The following is a 17700-nucleotide window of genomic DNA, read 5'->3' as shown; positions in this document are numbered from 1 at the left end:
GTCTCGGCGGGCGGGATCACTCCCCGTCCGCGGGCATCCCCGCGAGGTCCGGTCCCGGTGCCAGCCGGATGGGACCGCGGGCTGTACAAGGGTCCACTGTCTCACCTTTTTGAGTGACTGTGACTTCTCCCACACCGGCCATCTCCCCCGCCACGTCCCGGATCTGCGGCATGAGGTCCCGCCAGTCGTCCCCGCCCAGGGCGCGGGCCACGTCCGACGGGCAGATGGTCTTCCCCGCCCGGTGCCGCAGCAGCGCGCGGATGGTCGCGGCCTCCCGCGCGCGCAGCCCGTCCTCGCTGGGCTCCTCCCACCACGGCTCCCCGCGCTCGCCCAGCGCCACCTTGGCATCCTGCACGCGGTCCCGCGCGTGCTCGTCCCTGGACTTCACGGCGCGCCGCGCGCTCATCAGCTCGGCCACGAGTTCCTTGCGGAACGTCTCGGGGATCCCGGTGTCTGTGGCCCGCCACTTCCGTCCGTTGACCACGATGTGGTGCCCGTCCGGGGTGCGCTCCGGGCCCGACGACGCCGCTCCGCCGCCTCCCTGCCCGTCCTCGCCCGTTGCTGCGGGACCGTTCCCTCGGTCCTCGCCCGATGGCGCAGGACCATTCGCCCGGTCCTCGCCCGGTTCCGTGGACCCGTTCCCGCGTGCCTCGTCCGTGCTCATGCGCTTAATCCCAGTCGTTGAATCAGGTGCTCGTGGCGCCGCAGCCCGGCAGTCACCACGGACGGGTGCTGTGCGTACCAGCGCAGGTGCTCGGCGGCGATGTCCTGCGCGGGAACGTGCTCCCCGTGGATGATCCAGTCCTCGTGCGGCCCACCCTCGAGCTCCGCAGGGTCGTGCCCGAGAGCTTCGAGGGTGCTCGCCAGGATGGGCGCCCGGATCCCGCCCAGCAGCACCCGCCCCGGATCCGGGACCGGCGCTGACAGCCCCGCCTCGTCCAGGACCGCGGACGCCACTGCCCGCAGCACCCCGTTGCCCGGGTGGTTGATCACGTGCACCGCGTTGGGTCCGGCGGCGTCCAGCAGGGAGGCGGCGTCGAGCGTGCGGTGGGCGTCCTGACGCAGCCGGAGCTGGGCGAGCGACTCCTCACGGGCGGCCCGGGCGGCGTCGGCGGACGGCGGGGCGAGGTCCACGCTCCGCTCTCCACGGGCGGCCGCGGTGAGCACCCGGAGGTCGTGGTACGGCGCGATCGGTGGATCTCCGACCCCGGGGGCGCGGACGATCGCGAGCGTGGGCATGAGCGCGGTCCAGCGCATCACGGGGACCCGCACCACCCGGGCGTCCGGGGACAGCCGCGCCAGGACCTCGTCGGTGCCCAGCGGAAGCCCCCGGTAGCCCGCCGCGATCGGCTGCGTGACCAGCAGGGACAGTCGGGGCAGCAGGGCGTGCAGGTGCGGCAGGTCCTGCTCCAGCAGCTCGTGCACCGGGGGCATCCGCACCCCGTGCCAGTCGCCGGCGAGCGCGCCGTGCAGCAGCACGCGCAGGGACTCCGCCTGGCAGTTGCCGTGCACGGCGAACAGGGGCTTGTCCGGGAGCTCGCTCAGCCCGTAGAAGTCCCCGTAGTGGGCGCGGCGGCCCTCGTCCTGCGGGTCGAATCCCAGCTCAGCCATGGTGGCCCACCCTGTCCTCGAGTCGTCGGTCGGTGTCTGCGGGGTGCACCGCGCAGTCGGCGTGGTCGCGAGGCATGCGCCGCGGAGACGACTCCCCGCGGTGGACGGCGCGCACCGAGCGCACCGTGAGCACTCCCGGCACCTCGCTCTCTCCGCGCTCGCACCACACCCGCAGGGGCTCGCCCAGCGTCAGCGGAGCGTGGGCGTCCGCGAGCACGAGGGCGCGCTCCAGCATCCCGGCCGGCGGCTCCCCCGTGCGCACGCGCGGGTCCGCGGCCAACGCGGCCGGAACGTCCTGGCGGTCCACGAACCACAGCCCGGCGTCCGTGTCCCGCAGCAGGTGGCACGCGGTGAGATACGCCTCGGCGTCCTCGCGGTGGCCGTGCACACGCACCACCGCCCAGGGCTGCTCGAAGACCACGCCGATCCCGCGCGTGCTCGGCAGCGGGATGCGCTGCGCGAGGGCGAGGGTCTCCGCGTCCTTCACCGCGCGAGTGTCCGCCCGCCCACCGAGGTCCGGACCGTCGTGCCACGCCCCGGCCCCCGGCACGTGGGCGAGGTTCGCCCCGAGCTGCCGGCACCGGTGGGCGAGGTCCCAGTCCTCGCCGCCGTAGCCCACGAGGGACTCGTCGAAACCGCCGCAGCGCTCGAAGAGCTCCCGGTCCACGGCCAGCAGCGCACTGATGACCAGCCGGAAGTCCTCCACGCCCGCCTCGCGCAGATTCGCGGTGCGCGCGTAGCCCTCCGCGAGCCACGCGGGATCCTCCAGACGCCGCGCCCGGGGCACGTCCTCCCCCGCCACCCAGCGCAGCACGTCCGGGATCTCCAACTCCGACAGCTCCGCGTGGTGGCGCGCTCCCACGGCGAGCGCACCGTGGCCGTCGTCCGCGGCGTCGCGGCCCGCGAGCAGCGCGGTGAGGAAACCCGGCTCGGGGATCATGTCCCCGTCCAGGAACACGAGCACCGTTCCCGACGACGCCCGCGCGCCCAGGTTGCGCGCGGCGCCGGCTCGGAAGCCCAGGTTCTCCTGGCGCATCACCGTGCACGCGAACTCAGTGGCGGGAAGGACGGGCGGGGTGGCGGACCCGTCGTCGGCGATGACCACCTCGAACTCCCGGGCGGCCATGTCCTGGCGGGCGAGGGCCGCGAGCAGCCGGTCCAGACCGCGTTGGTTCTCGAAGTAGGGGATCACCACGCTCACGCGGGGCGGGGCGGCGGGCTCAACCGTCATGACAGCTCCCCGCCGCCGGTGATCTGCTCCCACTGCACGGCCGCGGCCACCGCACTGGACGGCAGGTCGGCGGTGCGCCACTCGCCCGGCGCGATCCACGTGCCCGCCGGGTCCGAAAGGGCAAGGCGCAGTGCACCGGGCAGATCGTCGGTGAGGGTGAGCGCCCACGGAGCCCGTGCGGCAAGCTCCTCGAAGAACGGATGGGGCGTGACCAGCGGGCGGCGCCCGGCGCTGATCCAGCGCCCCACGGACCCGGAGGCCGAGACGTGCGCGGGGGCGACCACCGGGACCGTGACCTGTTGCGCGGCACGGGTCAGGGCGGCGTCGTCCAGGAAGCCCGTGGCGCGGAACGTGTGACCGGCGCGGCGCGCGGCGTCGTCCAGTTCCTCCACGAGGTCCTCGTGACCGTCCGACGCACGTCCGAGCGCGAGCACGTCCACCGGGAACGGCACGTCCGCCAGGGCTTCCACCACGCGGTCGTGGCCCTTGCCCGGGTAGAGGAAGCCGAGCATGGCCACGGTGGGGCGCTCGGACTCGGTGGGGCGCTGCCCCGTGGCGGCGTGGCGTCGAGCGGCGTCCCAGGCCCCGCGCTCCGGCGGATCGACCGGCAGGGGCGCCACGAGCACGGGAGCCGTGCCCGTGGTCGGGACGTGCCGTGCCAGCTGGGCCCGCTCGGACTCGCTGCTCACGATGACGGTGCGGGCGGCGTCGGCCACCCGGGCGTAGCACGCGCGGCGGGCCTCGAACGCGTGGCCGTTGGCGGGCTGCGGGAGGTCGTGGAGCGTCACGGTGACCGGGCGGACGCGCGCGATCTCGACCACTGCGTCCGCGGCGCCGGCGGGCGTGGACCCGAAGATGCGGTCCGTGAAGTGCAGGTGCACCGGGGACCGCCCGGCGAGCAGTTCCGTGCGCACGCGGTCGAGGGGGCCCACGACCGTGGACGCGTGCGGCGTGTGGGCCGCGAGGTTCTCCGCGTGCATCCGCACGCCGTGCTGAGCGGGCCCCACACAGGCCAGTAAGGGTGCTGTCACACACCCACTGTATCGGGGCCCGCAGACCCGCACCGTGGGGGCCCGGGCGGTGGGACACCAGGCTGCGTGCGGCGGGGCTCGACCGAATGCCGTCCGCTCCCCCGCCCCGCAGGCATCCGCTCAGGGGCCGAGGCGCGCTTCCGTGACCGGGATCATACACTCAGGGCAAAGTCTGCACTTGTGCAAGTTTGCACGAGTGCATAAAGTTGGCGCGTGACACATCCACAACCCTCGTTGCGTGAACGGCATCGCGCGCGCACCCTCACGGAGATCCACCAGGCCGCGCTCGAGCTGGCCGCCGGTGGCAGCTTCTCCGACACCACGGTGGACGCGATCGCGGAGAACGCGGGCATCTCCCGGCGCACGTTCTTCAACTACTACGCGAGCAAGGAGGACGCGGTGCTGGGCATCACCCCGCCGCAGATCTCCGAGTACGCGCACGCCCGCTACATGGACCGCAGCACCGGGGACGAGTTCGCCCGGACCGTGCGGTTGTTCATGGACGTCCTGCGGGAGTCCACCGGGCCGCCCGAGTTCGTGTCCCGCCGCCGAGAGCTCGTGGAGCAGTACCCCGAGCTCAAGCGGCGCATCGGCATCCACGTCAACGCCGCCGAGAACCTCGTGGTCTCCACGGTGGCCGAACAGGCCGGGCAGGGCGCCATGCCCCGCTCCGAGGAGACCACCCACGCCTACGTCCTGCTGGCGGGTTCCGTGATCAAGTTCGCCTTCCGCACCGACACCCACCTGGCCACCGTCTCCGACGACGCCGCCGTCCAGCACGCTCTCGACCACGCCATCGGCGTCTTCCGCACCGCTTTCAAGGAGATTGCATGACCGCCACCGCTTCCCGGGCCGCAGCCGGCCCCGCAACGGAAGAGAAAACCCCACACCTGGGACTGCTGTTCGCGAGCCTCATGATCGTCATGCTGCTCGCGTCCCTGGACCAGACCATCCTCTCCACCGCCCTGCCCACCATCGTGGGCGAGCTGGGCGGCGTGGACCACATGAGCTGGGTCATCACCGGCTACATCCTGGCCTCCACAGTGATGATGCCCGTCTACGGGCGCATCTCCGACCTCCTGGGCCGCAAGCCCGTCCTGATCGCCGCCCTGGTGCTGTTCCTCATCGGCTCCGGCATGGGTGCTGCGGCCGGAACCATGGGCTGGCTCATCGCCGCGCGCGTGGTGCAGGGCCTGGGCGGTGGCGGACTCATCATCCTCGCCCAGACCTCCATTGCGGACGTGGTTCCCGCCCGTGAGCGCGGCAAGTACATGGGCGTCATGGGCGCCGTGTTCGCCGTGTCCTCGGTGGCCGGCCCGCTGCTGGGCGGCTGGCTCACGGAGGGCCCCGGCTGGCGCTGGGCGTTCTCCCTGAACATCCCCCTCGGCCTGCTCGCGATCGCCGCCGTGGCCGTGTTCCTGCGTGTGCCGCCGCGTCCCCGCGAGGAGAACACGCGCATCGACTTCCTGGGCATGGCGCTGCTTGCCGCCACAACCACCTGCCTGATCCTGGTGTGCACGTGGGGAGGCACCCAGTACGACTGGACCTCCCCACAGATCCTGCTGCTGAGCGCCACCACCGTGGCGGGTGCCATCGCGTTCGTGGTGGCCGAGACCCGCGCCACGAGCCCCGTGATCCCGCTGGCCCTGTTCAAGGACCGCAACTTCACCCTGACCACGCTCACCGGCCTGGCCGTGGGTGTGGCCATGTTCGGTGCGATCGGCTACATGCCCACCTACATCCAGATGGTCAAGGGCGTGGACGCCACGCAGGCCGGTCTGCTCATGACCCCCATGATGGGGTCCCTGCTGGTCGCGTCCATCGTGTCCGGGCAGATCGTCTCCCGCACCGGACGCTACAAGCTGTTCCCCCTGGTGGGCATGAGCATCATGGCCGTGGGCCTGTGGCTCATGTCCACCCTGGAGGTCTCGGACCCCACGTGGAAGATGTGCGTGTTCCTCTCGGTGTTCGGCATCGGCATCGGTCTCACCATGCAGATCCTGGTGCTGATCGTGCAGAACTCCGTTCCCAACCGGATCGTGGGCACGGCCACCGCCTCCAGCAACTTCTTCCGCCAGGTGGGCGCCACCGTGGGCTCCGCCGTGGTGGGTTCGCTGTTCATCTCCCGCCTGAAGGACCTGCTGGCGGAGAACCTGCCGCCGATGCCTCCCCAGGCCTCCGGCTCCGTGGACGCCAACTCCTTCACGCCGGAGACGGTGCACGAGCTGCCGCAGATGATCCAGGACCCGGTCATCCAGTCCTACAACGACGCGCTGCTGCCCATCTTCCTGGCCATGATCCCGCTGGCCGTGGTGGCGTTCCTGCTGCTGCTGTTCGTGGAGGAGAAGCCCCTGGCCACCCGCGTGGACCGCACCGGGACCGGCGAGATCTCCACGGTGCAGGCAAATGTCACGGAGTCCGGTGCCACGGGCACCACTGACGCCTCTGACGCCTCTGACAGCGTGGAGGACGCGGCGGTGTCGGCGGACGCCGAAGCCACTGGTGCCGCCGAGCGTGAGTCCGCGCCCGTTGCGGCCCGACCCGCCACCGGTGGGGCGGACGCCGGCACCACCCCCGTTTCCACGGGTGAGGGATCTGCCCAGCGGACCCGCAGGTCAGGACGCCGGGCGCCGCGCCACCGCGCCTGAGTCCCGCCGCTGAGTGGACACGCACGAAGAAGCGCCCCGTCGACGATCACTCGTCGGCGGGGCGCTTTCGTACGTCACACCTGGCCACAGTCCCGGGGCCGAGGGACCAGCGGGGGTCATGCCCGCCGCTGGCCGCAGCCGGCATCCGTCTCCACCGCAGACCACCGTAGCCCAGTGGTGACGGGCGCTGTGCCACCCGGGCGGGTCAGTCCTGAGAGGGCAGCTCGTCCCGCAGGTCCTCCACGAGGTCCTCCAGGATCTCGGAGGCCTCCAGCATCCCGTTGCGCAGCTCGGTGAGCTCCATCCCGTGGAGCACGCCCACCGCGTAGCGGTCCTTGCCGGTGCGCTGGAACGAGCGGGCGGCGCGCGCGAGCCACTCCTCCATGACCGCGGCGTCCGTGATCACCCCGAGGTCGTCCTGGTAGTCCTTGGCCACCGCGGCGGCACGGATCCGCTTCTTCCCGGCCTTGGCGTGCGCGCGTCCCAGGGCCTCGGACACGTAGCGCGCGGACTTCGCCGCCTTGCGGGTCTCGTGCAGCACCTCGAACGCCGCCGCGGTCTGCAGAGAGTCCTTGCCGGGCAGGGCGATCCGCTCCCCCACGTCCATGGCCATCTCGCTCAGCGAGACCTCGGCCCCCGGCTCGGGCGGGGTGGTGCTGGCCGTGACGACCACTCGGTTCAGCGCCGCTCCGAGCACCGCCTTGGCGAACTTCCTGTCGGACAGCGCCGCGGCCTCCTCCGTGAACCCTTCCCCGCGTCCGAGCGCGTGCAGGTCGCGGACCAGCTGGAGGTAGTCCTGGCTGTCCAGCTCCCGCCGGACCGCCCGCCCGGTGCCGGTCCCCAGGTGGCCGGCGGCCTCGCGCAGGTCTTCCTTGGCGGCGCCGCTCAGCACACCCGCCGGCTGGCCGTCGAGCAGCACGTCCAGCCGCTCCAGGGCGACCTCCTGGTCCCGGGCGTCGCCGAGCACACGCGCCAGGTCCTTGAGCCGCTGCTCCATGTCCGCCACCACGTCCTCGGCCACGAAGCCCCGGGACGCCTGGAGCACGCTGCGCAGCGCCCTGGAGCGCACACGCATCTGGTGCACCGAGTCCGTGGCCTCGATCCGCACCGCGAAGTCCCAGCGCTGCAGCTGCGAGGTCAGGTGCGAGATCATCTCCGCGAGGACGTCCGCCCCCGTCCGCTCTCCCCGGTTCCCGGACTCGGACGACGACGCCGCGTCCTTGCCCTTGGCGCGTCCGGTCTCGCCGCCCGTGGAGCCCTTGCCGTTCTTGCCGTTCTTCGTGCTCTTCCCGTCCTTGGACGTCTTATCCTTGGACGAGTTCTTGTCCTTCTTCTTCCCCGAGCCCTTGTCCTGGGAGGAGCCCTTGTCCTTCGACGACCCCTTGTCCGTCGACGAGTCCTTCCCGGACGGCTGCTCCCCCTCATGCTCCCCAGCACCCGGCGCGGACCCTGCGGCAGCGGCGTCGTCGGCCGTGACCGCGGCGTGCTCCGGCGAGACCACGCGCACCGCGTCCCCGCCGTCCTGGCCGAGGGCCCGGGCGATCTTGGCCACCGAGGAGGACGGCTCCGCACCCGCGGCGAACAGCACGGTCTCCACGGCGTCGAACACGGCCTTGGCCTGCTTCTCCGTGAGGTCGTCGCGCGTGAGTTCGACCTCGCACTCGGTCCACTCCCGGGTGACCCCCGCGCGCTCGTCCCGCGCGGAGACGGCGTCCAGGCACAGCTCGGCGTACTGCCCGTCCTCCGCGAGCACCGGGTACAGCGTGCGCCGGGTGTCCACGGTCGCCACGGGCTGGAGGTCCTCGCCCAGGGTGAGACCCAGCAGCACCTTGCGCAGCGCCGCCGGGAGCCGGGCCGGGGCCGTCTTGAGGGGCTCGTAGTGCAGCTCGCCGCGCACCGTGCCGGCCTCGTACTTGACGTGCCAACCGTCGTCGCTGCCGCCGGTGCGACGCCGCACGGCCACCGCGGAGCGCGCGAGCAGCAGATCAGTGGTGTCGTAGTACGTGGCGCTCATGTCGTGCTCCACGGGATCACCCACGGTGAAGTGCTCCAGCTTGTGCAGCTTGAGCTTGGGCTTCTTCTTCCCCGCGACGTCGTACTTTCGTTCGATCTCAACCTGATGCGTGACCATGGTGCTCCCTGTGTGGAACGCGCCGCGGCCCTGTTCGGGATCCGCGGCGCGCTGCTGTCGTCAAATCGGTAGGTGCTGGAGGCGTCAGGCCCGGCGTCGCTTCAGGACGTCGTCCAGGTTCAGCGCGGCGCTCTCCTGCTCCCCGGCGCGGACCGCGTCCTTGAGGGACGTGGTGGTGGCCGCCGGGCGCTGCGGCACCCGCAGCGGTTCCGGTGCGCGTCGCTGCACCACGGGCGCCTGGGTGTAGAGCGGCTTGGGCACGGGGACCGGCTCCCACGTGGCCGCGGTGGATCCCGTGGCGGCCGAGCTGCGAGCCACCTTGAGGGCCTCCGCGCGCAGTTCCGCGACGCTGTAGGTCTTCTCGGCCGCGGGGCGCTCGGGCTCCACCGTCTCGGGCAGCTGCCCCTCGGCGGGCAGGTCCAGTGCGGCGTCCGCCTGCAGTTCCTGCTCCTCGCGGTCCTGACGGGCCTGGTCCTCGTTGTCGAAGATGGCGTGCTGGGCGGGGGCCGCCTGGCGCGTCGTGGCCCGGGCCGACACGCCGACACGGTCGGTGACGGCGAGGTAGCGCAGACCCGCCACGCAACCGGCTCCCAGCAGGAGCAGCACCACGGGCACGGCCCACGTGACGGCCGTGAAGGGCGCGGCGATGGCGGTGAGCACGGCGGCCAGGACGAGCGCGGCACCGGTCAGGAACACGATGGTGCGGTCCCACTTGATCCGGAGACCCGCCACGGATCCGCGGCGGACGGTGATGGCGGACGGCGCATGTGCCGAAGTGTCCATGGCTGTCGTCTCCCGTTCATGAAGCTGTACTGAGGCCGTGGCCTCCACTCTACTGGGCGTGCTGCGGGCGTGCTCGCGGGGGCGGTCCGCCGGATGGAGCAGCAGGTCCGGGGCCTCCACCTGGGCGCGGACCGGAACGCTGGTGCGCCTGGTCACGTGCGGTGCGAACCACATCACACACAGCACGATGATAGCGGCCAGAACCGCTGAACTGCTCACCCATGACAAACCCACCGTTTCAGGGTAGGGCAGGTGGGAAGGATTCCCGGGGTGGAATGAGCGTGTTGCTCACATCAATGTAATTCGATGGTCCTGGGGCGGTGTTCGAATGGCCGTCGGCCGCACTTCCTCCCGTCCCGGGGCTGGCCTGCGTGCCCCGGGCGGCCGCTCAGCGGGCGCACCTCAGCCCGGTCGCCCGGCGCGCCCCTGGCGCCGGGCGCACCCACGCGCCGGGCGGTGGGTCAACGCAGCCCGCGCCGCACGGTGATGCCCTCGTCCTCGCCGGTGAACCGGCGCACGAGGCCCTCCGGGACCTCCTCGGCCGTGAGCGCGAAGCTGCGGTGGTCCGCCCAGCGGCCGGCGATGTGCAGGAAGCGCTCCCGCAGTCCCTCGTCCCGGAACCCCAGTTTCTCCACGACCCGCAGGGACTTGGCGTTCTCGGGACGGATGTTGATCTCCATCCGGTGCAGCCGCAGGTGCTGGAAGCAGTAGTCGGTGGCCATGGCCACGGCCATCGGGGCGATCCCCCGGCCCGCCTGCGCGCCGTCCACCCAGTACCCCAGGCTGGCCGAGCGGAACGATCCCAGGGTGATGCCCGAGACGGTCAGCTGCCCCACGAGCTCCTGCCGCCGGCTCACCGGATCCAGCTCAGTGATCAGCCACGGCAGGGACTGCCCGGCCCGCGCCTGCTGCCGCATCTGCCGCACGAAGCTGCGGTACGACGGCGCCGTCCCGGCCGCCTCGGGGTTGCTCGCCTCCCACGGCTCGAGCCACTCCCGGTTGCGGTAGCGCACCCGGTCCCACTCGCCGCGGTCACTCATGACCAGTGGGCGCAGCATCAGCTGCGCCCACTGGACGGTGACGGGCCACTCGGCTGCCGTGCTCACCCGGTGCGGGTCCTCAGACGTCGAGGGTCTTGGCGTAGTCCGCGATCCAGGAGCGCAGACCCGGGCCGAGGTCGTCGCGCTCGCATGCGAGCTCGATGTTGGCCTTGAGGTAGGAGAGCTTGTCGCCGGTGTCGAAGCGGCGGCCCTTGAACACCACGCCGTACATGCCGTGGGCGTCCTCACCGAGGTCCGCGACGGTCTGCATGGCGTCCGTCAGCTGGATCTCGCCGCCGCGGCCCGGTGCGGTGTTCTCGAGGATCTCGAAGATCTCCGGGTGCAGCACGTAGCGGCCGATGATCGCCAGGTTGGAGGGTGCGTCCTCCGGGGCCGGCTTCTCCACCAGGCCGTTGACCCGGACGAAGTCCTCGCCCTCCACGGCGGTGACGTCGGCGCAGCCGTAGGCGCTGATGCTCTCGCGCGGCACCTCCATGAGGGCCACCACGGAGCCACCGGTGCGCTCCTGGACCTCGATCATCCGGGAGAGCAGGTCCTCCTTCTCGTCGATCAGGTCGTCGCCGAGCAGCACCGCGAAGGGATCGTCCCCCACGTGGATCTTGGCGCGCAGCACGGCGTGACCGAGGCCCTGGGGATCCTGCTGGCGCAGGTAGTGGATCTCCCCGAGGTCCGAGGCGTGCTCCACCTCGGAGAGCAGGGCGTCCTTGCCCGACTCCTTCAGCTGGGCTTCGAGCGCGGGAACGCGGTCGAAGTGATCCTCCAGGGCACGCTTGGAGCGGCCCGTGATCATGAGGACGTCGTCCAGGCCGGCGTCCACGGCCTCCTGGACCACGTACTGGATGGCCGGGCGGTCCACGACCGGCAGCATTTCCTTGGGCATCGCCTTGGTGGCGGGCAGGAAGCGGGTGCCCAGTCCCGCGGCGGGGATGACGGCCTTGTGTACGCGCTTGGTTTCGTGAGGGCTCATGGACTTAGGGTAAACGACGAGGCATCCGCGTCCCGGCTCCAACTCCCGGATCCGACCGGTATTGCACTCCGTGTACTCCCAAGAGCGGACGGTCAGGCAGGAGCGTGCCCATGGAACAGCCCTCAGGGGACCACGCGGCCAAGGCGACCCTGCGCGCGCGCGTGCTCGAGCGGCGTCGTCACCGCAGTGCCGGGGCACGCCGCGAGGCGCAGACGGGCCTGGATGCGCACCTCACCCGGCTTCTCGCGGAGACCGGAGCGGGCGACGTCGCAGCCTTCCTCCCGCTGCCCGATGAACCGCCGTTGCTGCCCGCGCTCGAGGACGCCCACCGGCGGGGGCGGCGCGTGTGGCTGCCGGTCGTGGCGCCGCGGCGGGCGCTGGCCTGGGTGCAGTGGCGTCCCGGGGCCGCACTGGTGGACGGTGCCCTGCCCGGTCTGCGTGAACCCGCCGGCCCGCGGCACGGTCTGGAGGTGTTCGCCGCCGTCCGCGTCCTGGTGGTCCCGGTGGTGGCCGTGGACCGCAGCGGCGTGCGACTGGGTTTTGGTGGCGGCTACTACGACCGGTTCCTGGAGGACCTCGGGACCGCCGGGCACCGGCCCCGGACCGTGGCGTGCTGCTTCACGGACGAGGTGCTCCCCGCAGGAGAGGTCCCGGCGGAGCCCCACGACGCGGTGCTGGCCGAGGTGCTCACCGAGCACGGCGTCGTGGCGCTGGGCGGGTCCGCCTGAGCGCACCCGTGCGAGCGGCCCGGGTCAGCCAGACCCGGGTTGGCCTGGCCCGGGTTGGCGGGGTCCAGCGGCAGCCCGCGAGTAGGATGTGACGTCGGTGAACCACCGTCCCTCCCGCTCTCGAAGGAATCATCCGTGCCCGTTTACGCCTATGCCTGCAAAGACTGCGGCCATGCTTTCGACATCCGCCAGTCCTTCTCCGACGACGCCCTGACCGTGTGCCCCGAGTGCGGGGGCGTGCTGCGCAAGAAGTTCAACTCCGTGGGCGTGGTGTTCAAGGGCTCCGGCTTCTACCGCACCGACTCCCGCTCCGGGGCCTCCGGGGATGCCGGCACGGCGTCTGCCTCGGGATCCGCAGGCGGGTCGGGTTCCCCCGGTGGGTCGGGGTCCTCCGGGGACAGCGCGGCCACCGGCAGCGGCTCCGGGTCCTCAGGAAACGCCGCCTCGACCCCCTCAGTCCCGTCCACCACGGGCTCGGGCTCCGGGACCACGACGTCGGGCGGTTCCGCTACGTCCCGGTGACCCCTGGCGCGTGGGTCGACCCGCGCCGCGGCTCCCCCGCGCCCGTCGCTGCGTCGTCGCGGCGAGCGCCCTGCACAGTCGCGGACCGGGTGCGGCAGACCGTGGCGCAGTGCACCGCTCGTGGAGCGCAGGCCCGGAGATGCTCCATGCCACCCTAGCGTCCGGGTATGAGCTCACCGCCCCGTCCGCACTATCCCCTGGGTCTGAGGCTGCGCACTGCGGTGCGCCGGCGCCACCGGCTCGTGGCCGCCGCGCTCTGCGCGCTGGCCCTCACGATCGTGGTCCTCCGGCTCGCCCCGCCCGGTGACCGGACCACCCCCGTGGTGACAGCCGCCCACGACGTTCCCGTGGGCACCGCCCTGACCGCCGAAGACCTCACCGTGACCGAATTCCCCGTGGACATCGCGCCGGCAGCTGCCTTCACCGGCATTCCCGAGGCGGGCGGGCAGACCACCACCGTGGCGCTCTCACCCGGTCAGCCGGTGACCTCCACCAGCGTGCTGGGGCCCGGTGTGCTGACCGGCCAGCCCCCGGGGACGACCGCCGCCACCGTGCGGGTGAGCGATCCCGCGGTGCTGCGTCACATCCGTCCCGGGGACGCCGTGGACGTCGTGCACCATGCGGACGACGCCTCGGCCGCGCGCGGCCGCCCGGTCGCCCGCTCTGTCACGGTGCTGTGGGCCGCGGCGTCCACGTCCGGAGGTGACACATCCATGCTGGCCCCGGCCGGGACGGACACGGACTCCGGCCTGGTGGTGCTGGCCGCTCCACGAGAGACGGCAGCGAGTCTTGCCGCGCTCGAGGGGTCCGGCCGGGTGTCACTCGTCCTCGTGGCACCGTGACCCGCTGAACGGTGACGGCGCCCCGCTCGAACCGGGAGCGTCCCACGCAGTGCGGCGGGACGGAACCCGTGGCGCGGCCGGTCCGGACGGTCAGCCCCAGTGAGGGGGCCGCTGCTCGCGCAGCCACTGCTCGTGCCCGTCCGAGGTCCCGGCCTCCCGGGGGTCCGGGGCGTCCGAGCCGAGCGACGGCGTGGCCTCGCCCCACACGGGGCCGCCCAGGGCGCGCTCCTGGTCGGGGGCGGTCCCTCCGGTCACGCGCCGGTGCGACCCGCGCCGCCGGCCACCCGAGGACTCATCCGACACGGTCCGCGCTCCCCTGCGCAGCGCCCGGCGCCGGGGCGGCAGCCGCCCCGGCCTCGCCACCCGAGAGTCCCAGGTAGCGCTGCACGAGTCCGGCCACCGTCTGCGGATCGGTGAAGACCTCCACGGACCACAGGCTCACGTAGTTCCACCCCGCGCGCTCCAGGTGCTGCGGGATCAGCCGGGAACGTTCGCGCACGCTCAGGGCACGGCTGCGGTCGGAGCCGTCCGACTGCAGGGCCACGGGGATCCGGACGGGAGCGTCGTCGTCCCCGCGGTGCAGGACCGCGCCGGCGGAGAGCGACTCGGCATCCGCGTGCGCCGCCATGTCCACGGCGTGCGCGTAGCCGGTGTGCACGGTGGCTCCGGCGGCACGCAGCCGCCGCGCGAGGTCTGCCACGAGCGCATCGGTCGCGGCTCCGGGGTCGTCCACGGGTGCCGGGGCGCGCTCGGACGTGGTCTCCTCCCCGAACAGCACCTCGAGCATGTGGTACATGTCCTTGGCACCGTGCTGCAACCGCCGCAGCTCGGTGTCCTTGGGGTGGATGGACGTCACGATGTGGGTGTGGCGACGCGAGCGGGTCATCCCCCGCACGAACGCCTGGCGGCCGTCCCGCTCGGAGAGCGAGCCCAGCTGAGGCGTGCTGCGCCCGGAGGTGGTCCGCCCGAAGCCCAGCGAGAAGATCACGGTGTCCCGTTCGATGCCGGCCGCCCGGTGCAGCTCCACCACCCGGAAGGACTCGTGGCCCGGCGCGAAGAACTCCGCAGACTCCCCGGACTCACGCAGCCTGCGCTGCACCGCCTGCGCCACGCGGGCGGCGTGCATCGCGCTCGCGGTCACCACGGCCAGCGAGCGCTCCGGGTGGCGCACCGCGTGGGCGAAGACCAGGTCCACGGTGCGCTGGACCTCTGCCGCCGGGGCCTGGACGCCCTCGCTCCCGGCCGTGAGCACACCCACCCCGTCCACCACGTACTCCGCGGAGAGCCCGGTGGTGGCGCCCATGAGCTCCGAGGCGTAGGGCACACGGGTCAGCGCGCCGTCGTAGAAGGCCTCGTTGAGGTAGGAGAACAGGCGGGGGTCCATGGGACGGCGCACCGAGGTCAGTGAGCGGGAGTCCACCACGCGGGACAGCGTCTCGAACGCGGAGTCCACCTCGGTCACGGGCTGCGGGGTGTCCCGCGCGCTCACGCGGGGAGCCACCGTGAACGGCTGCGGACCGCCCGCGTGGGGGTCGCCGAAGGCGATCACCTGCTCCGCCTTGACCACCGCCGGGAGCGTTGCGGCCAGCGGCGTGGACTCGGCGTCCAGGATCACGACGGCGTCCACGGCCTGCTCGTCACCGAGGGTCGCCGTGAGCACGAGCGGACTGGCCGTCCACACGGGCACCAGGGAGGGCGTGAGGCGCTGGACCCGGTCCAGCTCCTCGGTGCGGACCCGTCCGCTGCGCAGCATGTCGCGCAGGGTGCGTGCCTCCCGCGGGAACCGCTCGGCATCCCGGGCCCACCGTGTGGCCAGCTCGTGCTCCAGCCGAGCCGGGGCCGCGGCGATGTGCGCGGAGTCGGCACGCCGGAAGGCGGACTCCGTCCTGCGCAGCTGGGAACCGTCCGGCATGGCCACGAAGTCGTCTCCGCTGATCATGGCTTCGAGGACGGACTGCCACCACGCCAGCTCGAGCTCGTCGTCCACCTGCTCCGCGGGCACGCCCCGGGACTCGAGGTCCGCGAGGAACTCCCCCAGACCACGGGCCCGCAGGTCCTCGAGCAGCACGGTCCGCTCGGGAAGGGTGCTCAGGTGGGCCTCGTCGTTGATCAGTTCGTCCAGGATCACCTGGAGCTCGTCCACGGTGGCGGTCTCCAGCCGGGCCGCGGTGACCGAGCCCTCCAGGGCGATGGCCAGGCCCTCGAGGTCCTCCCGGAAGCGGCGGTGGGTGCGCAGGGTCTCCTCCGCGCGGTCGGACACGGCCGGCTGCTCCAGAGTGGTGGCCCACTGCCGCCAGCGGTCCCGCTCGGACTGCACCTTCACCAGCGCGGCGTGCAGGTCGGACAGGTGCACGCCCGGGCGGATGTACTCCTTGGCCGCCTTGCGCAGCCGGGAGCGCTGCAGCCCGCTGAGCTCGATCTCGTGGTCGCGGCGCCAGGACGCGGAGGCCGTGGCGGCAATCAGGTCCGTGACGGGGCGGTCGTAGATGTCCGGGGTGAGGTGGCGCAGCGAGTTGCCCACGTCGATCACCAGCTCGAGCTGCTGCTCCCACTCCGCGATCGTGGAGCCCACCCGCAGCCCGGACACGCCCAGGACGTGGCGCATGGCGGTGGACAGCGTGGTCAGCTCCAGCAGGAGGGACTTCGCGAGGTCGTGGGCCTGGCGGGCCTCGTCGTCGTTGACCAGGCGGGCACCGTGCCACGGGCCCGCGAGCGTGGCCGGGTCGAAGGCCCCCAGGGCGGCGGCGCGCTGCAGCTGGCGCCGCACCTCGCCGCGGTGGGACACGGCGTCGAGCACGGAGCGCCGGAAGCGCACCGTGGTCTGGGGCCCGGGATCCCGAGCGGTCAGCTCCGCGAGGGCCTGCATGGCCTCGTAGGGGGACGCCTGCCAGCGTGGCCGGCGGGTGTGCAGCGACTCCTCGTGCACGCGCAGCTGCTCCCGAGTGCGCTGCAGCGCCTCCCGGATCGGCTCGGTGTGCGGTTCCTGGGTGCGCTCGTTGCGGGCCACCGCGCGCACGAGCCGCTCGGCGACGTCGTCCGGGCTCAGGTGGGAGCCCAGCGGGAGCACGAGCGAGTCCAGTCCCGTGCGGTTCCAGGCGCGGTTGAAGGCGGCCAGCGTGGTGCGGGACTCGCCCAGCACCAGCACGCTGCGCCCGCGGTGCACCAGGGCGCCCACGGTGGAGACCACGGTGTCCACCGCGGCGGTCCCCACGGGGGTGCCCACCACGAAGCTCTTGCCCTGCTCCGCGAGGTCCACAACCTCCTGCTGGTTTGCGTCCAGGTCCGTGAGCAGCAGCTCGTCCGCGGGATCCCGCTGGTCCAGCGCGGGGGCGTCGTTGGTGAGGGCGTGCACCACGGGCAGCTTGCCCACCTCGGAGTTCTTCAGGCGCGCCAGGTCCTCCACCAGGCGGGTGCGGGCCACCACGTGCTCGTCCGCCGGACGCTCGTGCAGGTCCGCGAACGTGGAGACCACCAGCTGGTGCTCCACGTGCATCCCGGGGACCTCCACAGCGAGCTGCCGCAGGGTCTCGAGCACGGGGGCGGGGTCCAGCTTGCGCGTGCCGTACGCCAGGCGGGACATCTCCGCGGTGGCCAGCTCCACACCGTGGTCCTCCCGGAGTCTGCGCACGAGCGCGGGGTTCAGGTGCGCCGGTCCCACGATGTGCAGCTCGAAGTCCTTGTGGTCCGGGCGCAGCTTCACGGTCACCGGCGCCAGCAGGACGGGGGCGATGAAACGCCGCAGCCCGTCCGCCACGGGGTCCGCGAGCCAGGACGCGGTGCCCGCCGCGAGGTACGCCGCGTCCAGCCCGTGGCCCACGGACAGCTCGTGGATCTTGGTGCGCAGCGCACGGGCGGAGCGCACCGCGCGGTCGTACGCGGGGGTGTTCTGGTGGATCATCGTGGACAGCCGCGTGGGCCGCTGCATCAGCAGCTGCGCCTGCCCCGAGGAGTTGGCCTCCGTGAGGTCGATGCACACGTTGTCCACCTGGTTGAAGTCCCGGAGAGTGTCCGGCCCCGTGTACGCGTCCATCTGCTGGGTCCACGCGCGCAGGGACACGCGGGGGTGCTCCCGGGGCCCCTGCGTGGCGTCCGTGTCCTGGGGGGTCGGTCGCGGGCTGTCCTGGGGTGTCGGCATGGTGCTCCTA

At 72.6% G+C, this 17700-nt stretch carries 15 protein-coding genes; 5 read left to right on the top strand and 10 right to left on the bottom strand.

Annotation, left to right across the window (positions count from 1 at the left end; translation table 11 throughout):
• Positions 1–16: 16 nt before the first annotated feature.
• From QL985_RS01830 to QL985_RS01815, 4 genes are read right to left on the bottom strand one after another with little or no spacing between them, the layout of a single operon-like run.
• Complete coding sequence (locus QL985_RS01830; protein WP_290147431.1) at positions 17–664, bottom strand: DUF3253 domain-containing protein; 648 nt, start codon at positions 662–664, stop codon at positions 17–19.
• Positions 661–1611: a WcbI family polysaccharide biosynthesis putative acetyltransferase gene (locus tag QL985_RS01825; RefSeq protein ID WP_059280938.1), complete on the bottom strand. Its 951-nt coding sequence runs from the start codon at positions 1609–1611 to the stop codon at positions 661–663. The genes QL985_RS01830 and QL985_RS01825 overlap by 4 nt, the downstream gene beginning before the upstream one ends.
• Positions 1604–2842, bottom strand: coding sequence for a glycosyltransferase (locus QL985_RS01820; protein WP_290147430.1), 1239 nt, complete (start codon positions 2840–2842; stop codon positions 1604–1606). Before QL985_RS01820 ends, QL985_RS01825 begins: the two co-directional genes overlap by 8 nt.
• Complete coding sequence (locus QL985_RS01815) at positions 2839–3873, bottom strand: hypothetical protein (RefSeq protein ID WP_290147428.1); 1035 nt, start codon at positions 3871–3873, stop codon at positions 2839–2841. Before QL985_RS01815 ends, QL985_RS01820 begins: the two co-directional genes overlap by 4 nt.
• A gap of 213 nt (positions 3874–4086) precedes the next feature.
• Between QL985_RS01815 and QL985_RS01810 the strand changes: the two genes are divergently transcribed.
• Both QL985_RS01810 and QL985_RS01805 read left to right on the top strand, forming a co-directional pair.
• Complete coding sequence (locus QL985_RS01810) at positions 4087–4707, top strand: TetR/AcrR family transcriptional regulator (RefSeq protein ID WP_290147426.1); 621 nt, start codon at positions 4087–4089, stop codon at positions 4705–4707.
• The gene (locus QL985_RS01805; RefSeq protein WP_290147424.1) at positions 4704–6521 is read left to right on the top strand and encodes an MDR family MFS transporter; all 1818 of its coding nucleotides are present in this window, start codon (positions 4704–4706) and stop codon (positions 6519–6521) included. The genes QL985_RS01810 and QL985_RS01805 overlap by 4 nt, the downstream gene beginning before the upstream one ends.
• A 205-nt stretch (positions 6522–6726) precedes the next feature.
• Here QL985_RS01805 and QL985_RS01800 read toward each other — a convergent pair whose 3' ends face one another.
• The 4 genes from QL985_RS01800 to galU form a co-directional block, all read right to left on the bottom strand.
• Complete coding sequence (locus QL985_RS01800) at positions 6727–8652, bottom strand: CYTH and CHAD domain-containing protein (RefSeq protein ID WP_290147422.1); 1926 nt, start codon at positions 8650–8652, stop codon at positions 6727–6729.
• A gap of 84 nt (positions 8653–8736) precedes the next feature.
• Complete coding sequence (locus QL985_RS01795) at positions 8737–9609, bottom strand: hypothetical protein (protein ID WP_290147459.1); 873 nt, start codon at positions 9607–9609, stop codon at positions 8737–8739.
• A gap of 287 nt (positions 9610–9896) precedes the next feature.
• Entirely contained in the window at positions 9897–10541 is a 645-nt protein-coding gene (locus QL985_RS01790; RefSeq protein WP_019309590.1) for a GNAT family protein, read from the bottom strand.
• 13 nt (positions 10542–10554) lie between these two features.
• On the bottom strand, positions 10555–11463 hold the full coding sequence (gene galU, locus QL985_RS01785; protein ID WP_290147420.1) for a UTP--glucose-1-phosphate uridylyltransferase GalU: 909 nt from the start codon (positions 11461–11463) through the stop codon (positions 10555–10557).
• Between the two features lie 110 nt (positions 11464–11573).
• Here galU and QL985_RS01780 point away from each other — a divergent pair, with 110 nt between their 5' ends.
• The 3 genes from QL985_RS01780 to cpaB all read left to right on the top strand — a co-directional run bounded on the left by QL985_RS01780 (position 11574) and on the right by cpaB (position 13555).
• Entirely contained in the window at positions 11574–12191 is a 618-nt protein-coding gene (locus tag QL985_RS01780; RefSeq protein ID WP_290147418.1) for a 5-formyltetrahydrofolate cyclo-ligase, read from the top strand.
• 135 nt (positions 12192–12326) lie between these two features.
• A complete protein-coding gene (locus QL985_RS01775) occupies positions 12327–12713 on the top strand; it encodes an FmdB family zinc ribbon protein (RefSeq protein ID WP_290147417.1) in 387 nt (128 codons plus the stop codon).
• 167 nt (positions 12714–12880) lie between these two features.
• Complete coding sequence (cpaB, locus tag QL985_RS01770) at positions 12881–13555, top strand: Flp pilus assembly protein CpaB (protein WP_290147415.1); 675 nt, start codon at positions 12881–12883, stop codon at positions 13553–13555.
• Positions 13556–13645: 90 nt separating this feature from the next.
• Here the strand turns inward: cpaB and QL985_RS01765 are convergent, their stop codons facing one another.
• Together QL985_RS01765 and QL985_RS01760 are read right to left on the bottom strand one after the other, a co-directional pair.
• Positions 13646–13810, bottom strand: a complete 165-nt coding sequence (locus QL985_RS01765; protein ID WP_237708713.1) for a hypothetical protein — start codon at positions 13808–13810, stop codon at positions 13646–13648.
• 37 nt (positions 13811–13847) lie between these two features.
• Entirely contained in the window at positions 13848–17690 is a 3843-nt protein-coding gene (locus tag QL985_RS01760; protein ID WP_290147412.1) for a hypothetical protein, read from the bottom strand.
• Positions 17691–17700 lie beyond the last annotated feature (10 nt).

Source organism: Kocuria sp. APC 4018, assembly GCF_030407675.1.
Classification (GTDB): domain Bacteria; phylum Actinomycetota; class Actinomycetes; order Actinomycetales; family Micrococcaceae; genus Kocuria; species Kocuria rhizophila.
The sequence above is the reverse complement of the archived record's forward strand: the minus strand, read 5'-3'. Positions and strand labels throughout refer to the sequence as shown.

What these genes read in the sequence shown, in the direction of transcription:
- QL985_RS01825 (WP_059280938.1), bottom strand. Translation starts at nt 1,611, where the DNA reads ATGGCTGAGCTGGGATTCGACCCGCAGGACGAGGGCCGCCGCGCCCAC.
- QL985_RS01760 (WP_290147412.1), bottom strand. Translation starts at nt 17,690, where the DNA reads ATGCCGACACCCCAGGACAGCCCGCGACCGACCCCCCAGGACACGGAC.
- cpaB (WP_290147415.1), top strand. Translation starts at nt 12,881, where the DNA reads ATGAGCTCACCGCCCCGTCCGCACTATCCCCTGGGTCTGAGGCTGCGC.
- QL985_RS01820 (WP_290147430.1), bottom strand. Translation starts at nt 2,842, where the DNA reads ATGACGGTTGAGCCCGCCGCCCCGCCCCGCGTGAGCGTGGTGATCCCC.
- QL985_RS01830 (WP_290147431.1), bottom strand. Translation starts at nt 664, where the DNA reads ATGAGCACGGACGAGGCACGCGGGAACGGGTCCACGGAACCGGGCGAG.
- QL985_RS01805 (WP_290147424.1), top strand. Translation starts at nt 4,704, where the DNA reads ATGACCGCCACCGCTTCCCGGGCCGCAGCCGGCCCCGCAACGGAAGAG.
- QL985_RS01800 (WP_290147422.1), bottom strand. Translation starts at nt 8,652, where the DNA reads ATGGTCACGCATCAGGTTGAGATCGAACGAAAGTACGACGTCGCGGGG.
- QL985_RS01795 (WP_290147459.1), bottom strand. Translation starts at nt 9,609, where the DNA reads ATGTGGTTCGCACCGCACGTGACCAGGCGCACCAGCGTTCCGGTCCGC.
- QL985_RS01780 (WP_290147418.1), top strand. Translation starts at nt 11,574, where the DNA reads ATGGAACAGCCCTCAGGGGACCACGCGGCCAAGGCGACCCTGCGCGCG.
- galU (WP_290147420.1), bottom strand. Translation starts at nt 11,463, where the DNA reads ATGAGCCCTCACGAAACCAAGCGCGTACACAAGGCCGTCATCCCCGCC.